Origin of the sequence: Brevundimonas sp. EYE_349 (assembly GCF_023147505.1) — a bacterium.
Taxonomy (GTDB): domain Bacteria; phylum Pseudomonadota; class Alphaproteobacteria; order Caulobacterales; family Caulobacteraceae; genus Brevundimonas.
Map to the genome: position 1 here is coordinate 106,872 of NZ_JAHXPB010000001.1, position 12,504 is coordinate 119,375.

The following is a 12,504-nucleotide window of genomic DNA, read 5'->3' on the forward strand; positions in this document are numbered from 1 at the left end:
CAGGGATTGTGACCGCAAGATCATTGGCCCGTCGCCAGGATTTGCTAATCAGCGAGGATGACAATCGCCGGCGTCTTCGCCACCCTCTCGCTCATGATCGCGCCCGCAGCCGACCAGCCCACCGTCCGCATCTCGCAGGGCGTCCTGACCGGACGCGCCGACGGCGACGTGGTTTCCTTCAAGAACATTCCCTATGCGGCGCCGCCGACGGCCGCGCGCCGGTGGCGGCCGCCCGGTCCCGCGCCGACCTGGCAGGGTCAGCGCGACGCCGGCGCCTATGGGCCGATCTGCATCCAGGCGCCGCCCAGCGGGGATCCTGGCGTCGGCCCCTTGCCGATGAGCGAGGATTGTCTGAACCTGAACGTCTGGCGGCCAGCCGGCTCCAGTCCGCCGGCGCCGGTGATGGTCTGGATCCATGGCGGCGGGATGGTGAACGGTTCGGGCACCGCGCCGCTGTATGATGGGGCCGCCCTGTCCCGGCGCGGCATGGTGGTCGTCACACTGAACTATCGGCTGGGACGTCTGGGCTTCTTCGATCATCCGGCCCTGGCGGCCGAGCGGCCGGCGGGCGAGGCGGCCGCGAACTATGGCCTGATGGACGTGACCGCGGCGCTGAAATGGGTGCGCGCCAATATCGCGGCCTTCGGCGGCGACCCCAAGAACGTCACCATCTTCGGCGAATCGGCGGGCGGGGCCATCGTGACCCGGCTGATGATCTCGCCGCCCGCGCGGGGCCTGTTCGACCGGGCCGTGGTCCAGTCGGGACTGGGGCGCGAGTTGCAGACTCCGCTGGACCGCAAAGGGCCGCATGGCGCTCCGTCCGCGCGCGAGAGGGGCGAGGTCTGGGCCTATGGCGCGGGTCTTCGCACGGCGGCGGATCTGCGCGCGGCGCCGGCGGACCTGTTCCTGACGCCGCCGCCGGTGTTCGCCAATGGCGACCTGACCTTGATCGACGGTCGCGTCGTGCCGTCCACGGTCGAGGCCGCCTTCAAGGCCGGGCGTCAGGCGGCCGTGCCGCTGATCATCGGCACGAACAGCGCCGAATTCTGGTGGATGCGCCCGACCGACCGCAACGGCTATGGCCAGGTCGACGACGACATGACCTGGCTGGAGCGGGCCGACGCGGTCCAAGCCTATGGCGGTCTGGAGGCGTTCGACAAGCTGGTCGTCACCGACCTGGTCTTTTCCGAACCGGCGCGGATGCTGGCGCGGCTGCACAACAAGGCCGGGCATCCGGCCTGGCTCTATCGGTTCGACGTCTCGTCGCCGCAGAATCCAGAGCCGCACGGCGGTGCGACGCACGCGATTGAACGGCCCTATGTGTTCGGCACGCTGAACACCCTGCCGTATCCAGTCGAGGATCGGGATCGCAAGGCGTCTGACGCCATGATGGGCTATTGGACCGCCTTCGCGCGCTCGGGCGATCCGAACGGCGTGGGTCGCCCGGAATGGCCGAAGGCCAGGGCAGGGGACACCCGCCTGATGAACTTCGGCAACGCCGGACCGACCGTGACGCCCGTGCCGTTCAGCGCGCGCCTTGATCTGTTGGAGCGGTTCCGCGAGCGGCCTCGCCCGTAAAGGTTCAGCCGGCGGAGGTCGCCGACGACTGCTTCTCCTTCAGCGTCACCAGTTCCTCGGCCATGGTCGGGTGAACGGCGCAGGTCGCGTCCCATTGGGCCTTGGTCAGACCGGCCTTCACGGCGATGGCGGCCAGTTGGATCATCTCCGGGCTGTCGGGGCCGACGATGTGGACGCCGACGACGCGCTGGCTGTCGGCGTCGACCACCAGCTTCATCAGGACCCGCTCGTCCGAGCCGGTGAAGGCGTATTTCATCGGGCGGAAACGAGTGAGATAGACGTCCACGCCGTTCGAGCACGACCGCCGCGCCTCGGCTTCGCTCAGCCCCACGACACCCACGGGCGGCTGGCTGAAGACGGCCGTCGCCACGGCCTCGTAATCGAAGTGCTGGGGGGTGTCGCGATAGACGGTCTGATGGAAGGCGAGCGCCTCGCGGATGGCGACGGGGGTGAGGTTCATCCGGTCGGTGACGTCGCCGATGGCCCAGATATTGTCTGCCGTGGTTCTGGAATACGCATCGACCTTGATCGCGCCTTGGTCGGTCAGCTCCACGCCGGCGGTTTCCAGGCCCAAATCCTTGACGTAGGGGACGCGGCCCGTGGCGAACATGACCACGTCGGTCTCCAGCTTCATGCCGTTTTGCAGGTGGTTGACCAGGCCGGCCTCGGTCTTTTCGATCTTCTCGTGCTGGCAGCCCAGGATGACCTTGATGCCGCGCTTCTCGATCTCGCCGGCCAGATGGGCGCGCACGTCGTCGTCGAACCCGCGCAGGATGTTGGGGCCGCGATAGATCAGGGTGGTCTCCACCCCCAGTCCGGCGAAGATGCCGGCGAATTCCACCGCGATATAGCCGCCGCCGGCGATCAGGATGCGCTTGGGCAGCTCCGGCAGATGGAAGGCTTCCTCGGAGGTGATGGCGTGTTCGATGCCGGGCAGATCCTCCGGCTTCCAAGGCCGGCCGCCGGTGGCGATCAGAATTTTCTCGGCGGTGATGCTGCGGTCCTTGCCGACGATCTCGACGGTATGGGCGTCCTTCAGCACCGCCCGCCCATGCACCAGTTCCACGCCCGCCTTGCCCAGATTGGCGGCGTAGATGCCCGACAGCCGCGCGATCTCGACGTCCTTGGCCTCCAGGAATTTGGGCCAGTCGAACGTGGCGTCGGCGAACGACCAGCCATAGCCCTCGGCGATCTCCAGCGCGTGGCTGACTTCGGAGGCCATGACCATGAACTTCTTGGGCACGCAGCCGCGGATGACGCAGGTGCCGCCGACCCGAAACTCTTCCGCGATCGCGACCCGCTTGCCATCCAGGGCCGTCAGCCGCGCCGCGCGCACGCCCCCGGAACCTGCGCCGATGACAAAGAGATCGTAGTCGTAGTCGGCCATGGCGTGCGTCCGTTCAGCAGAGACCCCATCCGAAGGGGCCTTGGCATTTAAGCCGCTCGCCGCGAAATCCAACCCCGCCCGCTTGTCGGGTTCGAGGCGCCCTCGGCGGAACGGCCGTCCATCGTTCGGGGTTCTGCCGTTGATCGAGGTCGTGAAGGGACGCGGACATGCAACCAACGAAGCTGGGATGGGCGGCGTCCATCGTCGCGTTGTGCGGATTTCTCGTCGTGGCGGGTTGCGACCGCCAGCCGGGCCAGCCCCGCGCCGAATCGACCACCCCCGCACCGACGCCCAAGCCAATCGAGGACGGGACGACCCAAAGGGCGAGCGAGACGCCGCCGGCTTCATCGACCCAGGCCTGCTACCTATCGGTCGATGGTCAGGTGCGGGTTCAGGGGCCGTGTCTGGTCTTCCCGTTCGGCGATGGCGGATACACGATGAACGCCTGGTCGAACGGCAAGCCGGCGCAGTCGCATTTCGCCGTCGTCACGACCAATGGCGACGGCGCGGCCGACGCCACCTGGAACGCCGACCCCGACGATACGCGCGCGGCGGATCCGCTCGGCACGGTCACATTCGCGGACGGATGCTGGAGCAACGACCGCGCCAGAATCTGCGCCGGGATGCGATGAGGGCGCACCCCTTCTGAAGCGGCGGACTGAACTTTAGCCTGTCTCGAAGTTGTAACGAAAGCGTAGCCGTATCGTATCCGCAGCGGCTTAGACGCGGGCCCCTCAACGGGGGATATGCGTCATGGTGTCACGTTTTAAGGGTCTGAGTTTGGCTAGCCTGCTTGCGGGCACGGCCTTGTCGGGTTGGGCCGGGGCCGCCGTAGCGGAAACCGCGGCGCCCGACCCGGCCGTCGATCAGGTCGTGCAGCGGTCGTCGGTCGATCAGCTGGACGAGATCGTGGTGGTCGGCTCGGGCCAGACCCGTTCGGTTTCGACCTTGACGCCAGCCAATCTGGAAACCCTGCCGCCGGGAACCAGTGTCCAGAAGGCGCTGAACTTCCTGCCGGGCGTCAGCGCCCAGTCGATCGACGCCCTGGGCGTCAACGAGCAGTCCCTGACCCTGCAGGTGCGTGGGTTCAACACGACCCACCTGGGCTATACGCTGGACGGCGTGCCGTTGGGCGACGGCGCCTATAACAACTACAACGGGCTGACGATCAGCCGCGCGCTGATTTCCGAGAACCTGGGCCGCGCCGACCTGGCCACCGGCATCGCGGGCCTGGCCATTCCATCCACCAGCAATTTGGGCGGCGCCCTGATCTACACCTCGCGCAATCCCAGCCGTTCGTTCGGCCTGGCCGCCAGCCAGGGCTTCGGCAGCGAGGCCTCCAAGCGCAGCTTCCTGCGTGTGGACACGGGCGAGCACAACGGGTTTTCGGCTTATGTGTCCGGCCAGTACAGCGAGCAGGACCTGTTCGTGAACCAGGGCGCCTACAAGACGTCCTGGGGGCGCCAGTTCAACGGTAAGGCCATGTACCGCTTCGATCGCGGCGCCATCACCGCCTTCGCCGACCTGTCGCGCACCAACCAGGCGGACGACGCCTATCTGTCAAAGGACATGCTGAACCGGCTGGGCTGGGACTGGGCCGGCTATGCGCCCGACTGGCAGTCGTATCTGGGCGTCGCCTATTGCGGCGTGACCAATCCGACGGCGACGGCCAGATGCGTTCCGGCGCCCGCGCCGCAGAAGAACTCGGACGTGACCTTCACCAATGGTCAGATCCTGCGCAACGACGACCTCTACTATCTGGCAGGCGACTATGATCTGACGGCCAATCTGAAGATCAACGCCAAGGTCTATCGCCACACGGACAAGGGCGCGGGCAACAACTTCATCACCGGCTGGTCCACTCAAGGGACGACGACCACGGCCGACGACGTGCCGGTTCAGATCCGCGACACGCGCTACACCATTGATCGCTCAGGCGTGCTGGGCGGCCTGAGCTGGGTCTTCGGTCCCAACCACGTCCAGGCGGGCTTCTGGTTCGAAGAAAACACCTCCAGCGCCGCGCGCTACATCCGCACCGACGTGACCGGCCCCTTCAGCCTGGCCCACTATCTGGGCGGTCAGCCGGCCCGCGCCCAATGGGTGCAGGAGACGGATTGGGAGACGCGCCAGTTCTACATCCAGGACACCCTGTCGCTGCTGAACGACGCGGTGACGATCGATTTCGGCTTCAAGAGCACCTACGCGAAGTCGGACGCCAAGGCGATCGACGGCGTCGCGGCGACCCCGCCGCCCGCCTCCAGCCAGTTCGCCAGCGGCAGCCTGACGGCCAAGGACGACTTTCTGCCCGAGATCGGCGTCCACTGGCAGGTCGCCGAGGGCCACGAACTGTACGCCAGCTACGCCGAGAACATGGCCATGTTCCAGGGTGGCTTCAAACTAGGGCCGCAGTCAGTGTCGCAGGCCCTCTGGGACCTGCAGGGCCAGTATCTGAAGCCCGAGACCTCCAAGAGCTTCGACGCCGGCTACCGCTACATCAGCGGGCCGCTTCAGATCGCGTTGGCGGCCTATCGGGTCAAGTTCGACGACCGGCTGCTGCAATACAATCCGTGCCCGACCAACCAGCAGCAGAACCCCGGCTGCGGCAACTCCTTCCACAACGCAGGAAGCGTGACCAGCACGGGTGTCGAACTGGGCGTGCTGTGGAAGCCGACCCCCTGGTTCAGCTGGTACAACTCAGCGTCCTACAGCAAGACGACCTATGACGACGATCTGAACTGGTGCACCACGACCTGCGTGGTCAAGGCGACGGCCGGCAAGCAGCAGATCGATACGCCCAAGGAGATGCTGTCCAGCGTGGTCACGGTGAACTGGCGCGGCTTCTCCGGCTCACTGATGGGCAAGTACACGGGCGAGCGGTTCTACACCTACACCAACGACCAAGGCTTCGGCGGCTATACGACCTTCGATCTGGGCCTCAGCTACGACCTGAGCGAAATCGGGGCGACCGGGGTCAAGTTCGCGGTGAACGTGACCAATCTGACCGACAAGCGCTACGCTTCAAACTTCGACGGCAGCGTCTTCGCGCCGGACGATGCGACGGGCAGCATCGTGGTCTTCCACGCATCGGCCCCGCGTCAGGTGTTCGCCACTGTGAGCTACGCCTTCTGACCCCACTCGGCGGCCTCTTTCCGCACCCGAGCGGAAAGGGGCCGTGCGTGATAAGAGACCGCATTCTGGAGACGCACCGATGACGACGCCGCGCTGGATGGTGACCCTGGGGGCGATGCTGGCGGCGTCGTGGCTGGGCCTGGCGGTGGGCGCCCGCGCCCAGGACTTCACCGTCGCGGTCGTGCCGGACACCCAGAACTATTCCGACGTGACGATGGCACAGCCGCGCGGCGAAGAGACCTTCGCCCTGGAGATGCAGTATCTGGTCGATCAGCGCGAGGCCAAGAACATCGCCTTCGTCACCTTCGTCGGCGACATCGTTCAGCACGGCGACGGGCGTTTCCGCATCCCGGCCGTGGGCGATGCCCCGGCGCGGATCATGGACACGCGGGCTGAGTGGGACATCGCCAACCGCGCCGTTTCAGTCCTGAGCCGCAGCGGCGTTCCGTTCGGGATGTCGCCGGGCAATCACGACTACGACAACTATTCCTGGTGGTCCGAGCCGGGCGGACCGGGCGCATCGCGGCCCCTGTCCGGCGGTCGCGCCTGGGGCTTCTATTTCGGGTCGACGTCGCCTCATTTCGTCGGCCGGGACTGGTATGGCGGCGCGTCCGCCAACGGGCTGAACAGCTGGCAGACCTTCGTCGGCGACGGGCAGCGGTATTTGAATCTGTCGTTGGAGATGGACCCGCCCGCCAGCGTGCTGGACTGGGCGCAGGGCGTCGTGGACGCCCATCCCGGCCTGCCGGTCATCGTCACCACTCATGAATGGCTGTCGCCCAGCAAGACCGGCGAAACCCAGCGCAGCGACAGCACCGCCAACAGCTTCGCCGGTACCGATCACCTGTCGCCGGATCAGGTGTGGGATCGCTTCATCCGCAAGAACCCGATGATCTTCCTGGTGCTGAGCGGACACGCCTATCTGCCTGCGGTCGACGGCGTCTCGCTGGGTGAAAACCTGAGGATCGACCGCAATGACGCGGGCCATCCCGTCTATCAGGTGCTTCAGGATTATCAGGCCAATACGGTCGGGCCGGACGGCCAGGCGACCTCGGCCAACGGCGGCGGCGGATGGTTGAGGTTCGTCCGCTTCGACGTGGCGCGGCGCAAGATGCATTTCTACGCCTATTCGCCGCTGCTGGACCGCTACGCCGGCCGGGACGGGGAGGCGACCTTCGGCGTGGCGCCGGGCCTGTCCGATTTCGAATTGGATTTCCCGCCGCAGATCCCGGCGAAGCGCTGAGGCGCCGCGCCAAATCGACGTGGGGAAAGTCGCCCGGGCGATGGGGCGCCGGCCGAAGCGGCGCTGCGGCCGGTCAAAGCCCGTCATTTTCCAAATGGGAAGACGATGGTGGGTGATCACAGGTTCGAACTGTGGACCCGCTGATTAAGAGTCCCCAACGTCCATTGATATTACTGAGTTCCTCCCAACCGGAGGCAAAAACGCCTGTGTCAATTCAATCAGTTAGGTCAGAAAGCCCAACCGAATCCCTGCCGGATTTGCTCGAGTTTGTTAGGCCAAGTCACAGGTCCAGCGGACCACCGGAAACGCGAAACGCCGCCCCGGCTGGTCCCCGGAACGGCGTCGCAATAGCTGAGGAAGCTGGGCAGCTTCAGGTCGAATTATATGACCTTCTCGCGGATTTGCAAACCGCCGATCTGTCGCCGCTGGATCGCCCGCTCACGGTGACAAAGTTCAAGACGGCGGGAGCGACGCGGCAAAGTCGAGACAGCATGAGCCTGCGTGACCTCGCGAACCTGGTTCGTCAGACGCGCGCCACATCCAAGGCGGAGCTGCCTTGGCTGAAGCTGGCGTCGTTCGGCAATGTCCGGACGCTGAAAGGATCTCTCCGCAGCGACCTCAACCTGATCGAGGTTGATGGCGTCGAGGGTGATTACGACGCTGAAAGAGTGAGCGTCGCCGAAGCCTGTGCGATGCTCAAGGCGGCCAATCTTGCGGCGCTGGTTTATACGACGCCGTCGCACACGGATGCAGCCCCTCGCTGGCGCGTTCTGGCGCCCGCATCCGCCGCCCTTTCACCAGAGCAGCGAGATCACCTGGCCGAACGTCTGAATGGAGCGCTTGGCGGCATTCTGGCCAAGGAGTCGTTCACCCGTTCCCAAGCCTACTATTTTGGCGCCGTCGGCAATGGCGATGCCCATGCGGTGCATCTGGTAGACGGGCGGCCGATCGACGCGGCAGCCGACATCAAACCTCTGGACCGATACGGCCGCCCATCGTCCGATGATATCGACCTGCTATCCGAGATCGCATCGATTGCGCCGGTGGCCATGGAAGATGACGAGGACGACCTGTCCGCGTTCCTCACGCCGGAATGGGAGCGGATCAAAGACGCGCTGTGGCATATCCCGGCCGATGACCGCGAGGACTGGTTGCGCATCGGCATGGCGCTGCATGCTGAAGGGCGGGGCGGTGAGGAGGCATTCGACGTCTGGGCCGAATGGTCACGCGGATCGGAGAAGTTCGATCTGAAGGATCAACGTCGCACATGGCGTAGCTTTGTCGACACGCGAGGTCGGTCGGTCGGCATCGGGTCGCTCTTCGATCTGGCCAAAGCTCATGGATGGGGCGCCAAGCTCAAGCTGGAGGTGCCGGCGGGCACCTCTCGACTGACCTTCCTCTCGCCAGCGGAATGTGCGGCGACACCCTCGCGCGGTTACATCCTGAAGGGTCTGATTGCGCCTGGCGACATCAGCTCCATTTTCGGGGCACCAGGCGCCGGGAAGTCGCTCATAGGCCCCCACATCGGATATGCCGTGGCGCAAGGGCGAGAGGTTTTCGGAATGCGGTCGAAGGCCGGCAAGGTCTTCTATGTGGCTGCTGAAGATGCTCACGGCATGCGAGGTCGCGTGACAGCGCTCAAGATGCGCCACGGTGACGCCCCAGACTTCACCTTGGTGGATGGCGTCAGCGATCTCCTTGTGAAGGACTCTCCCGACCTCGCTGCTTTGCTGGAAGCGGTGGAAGCGCAGCGGCCTAAGCTGGTTTTCATCGACACGCTCGCGATGGCATTTCCCGCGCTTGAGGAAAACACCGCCGAAGGGATGGGCCGCGTCGTTGCCGTCGCGCAGATGCTCGCTCAATGGGGCGCTGCTGTAATCCTCATTCACCACGACACCAAAGCCGAGGGCAAGACGCCGCGCGGGAGCAGCCTGCTGAACGGAGCCCTATTCATGGGTATGCACGTCTCGAAAGATGAGACTGGCGTAGTTCGGGCCAAGCTGACGAAGAACCGCAACGGGTCATGCGAAAGCGACATCGCTTTCACCATCAGCACCGAAACCCTTGGGCAGGATGAGGACGGCGATCCGATCACGGCTGCCCTGGTCGATGAGTTGAGCGCATCACCTGAGCCTGTCGCCAAGCTCTCGCCGTCCGCTGTCGCCGCGTTGGATGCTTTGAAGCAACTGGAAGCCGGACAAGGGGCGGACAACGAGCCCTTGTCCGGGTCTGTCCGGGTCAAGGTGACTGAGCAGGAATGGCGTGACGCATGCGTCGCAGGCCGCGCCGTATCGGGCTCAGAGGACATAGAGAACCGAAAGCGGGCCTTCAGGCGTGCAAGTGCGGAACTGGCCAGGGAGGGGCGGACAATCGTGCGTGACGACTTCATTGTGTCGCGTAACCCACTGAATGATTACATCTATGGAGGCGAAGGCGATGGCCTCGATGACTAAGGCGGACAGCCCGGACAAAGGGGCGGACAAGGGCGGACAGTCCGGGTTGCCATGCCGAGTGGGGCGGGCAGCACGGGTAGGCTCTCCCCCTTTAGGGGGAGCCCCCAGTGTCCGCCTTCGATGGCCGCGAAAGATGGATTTAAATCGATGCGGTCGCCGGTCGTCGGCGTCGCTCGCTCAGATCATCGATTTAAACCATCGCCCTGGTGCATCGGCTGGCGGGTCCTTCGCTGCCGGGTGGCCATCGGGGGGGCAAAGAAGCGCGGCATTCCAGTCTGATCAGATTTTTTCATTCGAGGCTTCCCATGCTGGTGGATGATGAGATCGACCTTCTGGCACCGCCAATAGACCCGGTTTCCGCTCCGCTGAGCGGCATTGGCGAGGCGCTCCGCACCGTGGAGCCATCCGCCCCTTCGACCTTGTCAGAGGGCTGGATTTCGGAGGCCGAGTTTTCGGCGCTGATCGGGGTCACATCGCGCCGCGTCCGTGACCTAGTGCGCGATGGCGTGCTGCACAAAACCACACGAAATCGGCGGCTCGGTTTTCTTCTGCCTGACGAAGTTCAATCCTACTGCAAGCACCTCCGAGAGCGGGCCGTCGCTCAGGGGCAAACAGACGAACTGAAGATTGAGCGGGTCCGGAAAGAACGGGCAGCAGCCGAGAAGATCGAGCTGCAAAACGCAGCGCTCCGTGGCGAGTTGGTTTCCGTCGCAGCCGTCAAACAGGAATGGGGCGGCGTCGTCCGCGATGTTCGCGCTGGCATGCTCGCCGTTTCAGCCCGTGTCGGCGCCGTACTGCCGGCGCTCACGCCCCACGACATCAGCATAATCGATCGCGAAATCCACTCAGCGCTGGAGGGCATGGCCGATGACAAGTGAAACCCTGGTGCGTCTGCGTTCTGACACGCTCACGCTTCTCCGTCCGCCGCCGATGATCAGTACGGCTGATTGGATCGAACAAACCATCTATCTGCCCGACTCGGCGTCCGCGTTGCCGGGCCGGATGCGGCTATGGGCATATCAGCGGGGCATTTGCGACGCCCTGGATGATCCCGAGATTGAACGGGTGTCCGTTCTGAAGTCCGCTCGCATTGGATACACAGCCTTGATCCAGGGAGTCATCGCCAACTACGTCGCGAACGCCCCCACGCTCATCATGTCGCTTCAACCGACTTCCGACGACGCCAGGCGGTTCGCCGTCGATCTTGAGGAAGTGTTTGATGCGTCGCCCGCGCTGCGTGGAATGCTGACCTCGGAAGATTCAGCGGACCGCAGCACGATGTACGACCGCCGGTTTCCCGGTGGATCGCTGAAGTTCGTGGGTGCGAGGGCCGCGCGGAACCTTCGTGGTCACACCGTGCGGATCCTGGCGATGGATGAGATCGACGGTTATGAGATGACTGACGAGGGCGATCCCATCGCGCTCGCCGAAACCCGGACCAAAACCTTCGGCCGAAACCGCAAGATCATCGCGGGCAGCACGCCAGTGTTCGACTCGGGTCCGATCACGCGCGCCTATCGCCAATCAGATCAACGCATCTACGAAGTGCCATGCCCGTCGTGCGGCGAGTTTTCCGAGATTAAGTGGGGGGACATCGAGTGGGATGAGGGAGATCCTGCGTCCGCGCACTGGGTCTGTCCGCTGTCAGGCTGCGTGGTGGATGAGCGCGCCAAGGCTGCGATGGTGGCGGCCGGCCGGTGGCGCGCGACGGCGCCGGAGGTGAAAGGTCACGCCGGTTTCAGGATCAACGCGTTGAACTCGCCGCACTACGCGCACCGGTGGTCCGTCCTCGTTGCTGAGTTCCTGGAGGCAAAGAAGAGCCCTGAGACGCTGCAAGCGTTCGTCAACACCGTGCTTGCGGAGCCATGGCAGATCGAGGGTGACGCCCTTGATGAGGATGAGTTGTGCGGACGGCGAGAGCCCTTCAGCCTGGCCGCGCTTCCCGCTGATGTCCTGTTCATCACCGTGGGGGTGGATGTCCAAAATGATAGACTGGAAGCGGTGGTCATGGGGCATGGGCGAACGGACATTTACCTCCTCGCCCATGAGATCTTCATTGGCCCTGTCGATGGCGAGTCAGTTTGGGCGGATCTCGACGCCATGCTGCGTTCGACCTGGTCTCATCCGAACGGCGGCACTATCCGAGTGGACGCCGCCGTGATCGACTCCGGCTCGGGCGGCCACGTCGAGATCGTGCACGGCTTCACCCGCTCACGGTTTGCCCGGCGCATCGTCAGCATCAAAGGCCTGCCCGGTTTCACCAGGCCATTCATCGAGAAATCGAAGAGTGGGGGGCACCCACTTTGGCTTGTCGGCGTCGACGCCGTGAAATCCGCGCTCTTTGCACGACTGGAGCGAGGGCAGGGCGTCAGATTTTCCGAGGCGCTAGGGCCCGTCTTCTTCGAGCAACTCACCTCAGAACGGCGCGTCGTTCGTATGTCGCGCGGCCGGTCGGAAGTTCGGTTCGAACGTATCAAGGGCAAGCGCGCCGAAACCCTGGACGGCGCGGTCTACGCCTGGGCAGCGCGCCATTTGGTCAACGTAAATCTAGACCATCGTGCAGAGGAATTGTCGTCGCGGGTTGAACGTCCGAAATCGCCCCCTAATCAATCACAGCCAAAATGGATTGATCGGTGGCGGTAACCTGCGACCGGGTTTGACGTACCTCGGTTATTGACTGACCACATCGCAGGATAGCAAACCTCTCAGCTCGG

General features: G+C 64.6%; 8 protein-coding genes. 7 read left to right on the forward strand and 1 reads right to left on the reverse strand.

What is annotated here, in order from left to right; all coding sequences use genetic code 11:
• Positions 1-57: 57 nt before the first annotated feature.
• Positions 58-1,578, forward strand: a complete 1,521-nt coding sequence (locus KZX42_RS00610; RefSeq protein WP_248116122.1) for a carboxylesterase family protein — start codon at positions 58-60, stop codon at positions 1,576-1,578.
• A gap of 4 nt (positions 1,579-1,582) precedes the next feature.
• Here KZX42_RS00610 and gor read toward each other — a convergent pair whose 3' ends face one another.
• Complete coding sequence (gene gor, locus KZX42_RS00615; protein WP_248116124.1) at positions 1,583-2,965, reverse strand: glutathione-disulfide reductase; 1,383 nt, start codon at positions 2,963-2,965, stop codon at positions 1,583-1,585.
• Between the two features lie 167 nt (positions 2,966-3,132).
• On the opposite strand from gor, the gene KZX42_RS00620 reads away from it, so the two are divergent.
• The 6 genes from KZX42_RS00620 to KZX42_RS00645 all read left to right on the forward strand — a co-directional run bounded on the left by KZX42_RS00620 (position 3,133) and on the right by KZX42_RS00645 (position 12,433).
• The gene (locus tag KZX42_RS00620) at positions 3,133-3,597 is read left to right on the forward strand and encodes a hypothetical protein (RefSeq protein WP_248116126.1); all 465 of its coding nucleotides are present in this window, start codon (positions 3,133-3,135) and stop codon (positions 3,595-3,597) included.
• 148 nt (positions 3,598-3,745) lie between these two features.
• Positions 3,746-6,094 carry a TonB-dependent receptor gene (locus tag KZX42_RS00625; protein WP_248116128.1) on the forward strand — a complete coding sequence of 783 codons (2,349 nt, stop codon included), beginning with the start codon at positions 3,746-3,748 and terminating at the stop codon, positions 6,092-6,094.
• Between the two features lie 79 nt (positions 6,095-6,173).
• Positions 6,174-7,337 (forward strand): metallophosphoesterase, encoded by a 1,164-nt coding sequence (locus tag KZX42_RS00630; protein ID WP_248116131.1) that lies wholly within the window; start codon positions 6,174-6,176, stop codon positions 7,335-7,337.
• Positions 7,338-7,738: 401 nt separating this feature from the next.
• A complete protein-coding gene (locus tag KZX42_RS00635) occupies positions 7,739-9,790 on the forward strand; it encodes an AAA family ATPase (RefSeq protein WP_248116133.1) in 2,052 nt (683 codons plus the stop codon).
• Between the two features lie 305 nt (positions 9,791-10,095).
• Complete coding sequence (locus KZX42_RS00640) at positions 10,096-10,668, forward strand: hypothetical protein (RefSeq protein WP_248116135.1); 573 nt, start codon at positions 10,096-10,098, stop codon at positions 10,666-10,668.
• The gene (locus KZX42_RS00645; protein ID WP_248116137.1) at positions 10,658-12,433 is read left to right on the forward strand and encodes a phage terminase large subunit family protein; all 1,776 of its coding nucleotides are present in this window, start codon (positions 10,658-10,660) and stop codon (positions 12,431-12,433) included. Before KZX42_RS00640 ends, KZX42_RS00645 begins: the two co-directional genes overlap by 11 nt.
• The last annotated feature ends 71 nt before the right edge of the window (positions 12,434-12,504 follow it).

Bases quoted from the DNA above. Each gene is read 5' to 3' on its own strand.
- KZX42_RS00610 (WP_248116122.1), top strand. From the start codon at position 58: ATGACAATCGCCGGCGTCTTCGCCACCCTCTCGCTCATGATCGCGCCC.
- gor (WP_248116124.1), bottom strand. From the start codon at position 2,965: ATGGCCGACTACGACTACGATCTCTTTGTCATCGGCGCAGGTTCCGGG.
- KZX42_RS00620 (WP_248116126.1), top strand. From the start codon at position 3,133: ATGCAACCAACGAAGCTGGGATGGGCGGCGTCCATCGTCGCGTTGTGC.
- KZX42_RS00630 (WP_248116131.1), top strand. From the start codon at position 6,174: ATGACGACGCCGCGCTGGATGGTGACCCTGGGGGCGATGCTGGCGGCG.
- KZX42_RS00640 (WP_248116135.1), top strand. From the start codon at position 10,096: ATGCTGGTGGATGATGAGATCGACCTTCTGGCACCGCCAATAGACCCG.
- KZX42_RS00645 (WP_248116137.1), top strand. From the start codon at position 10,658: ATGACAAGTGAAACCCTGGTGCGTCTGCGTTCTGACACGCTCACGCTT.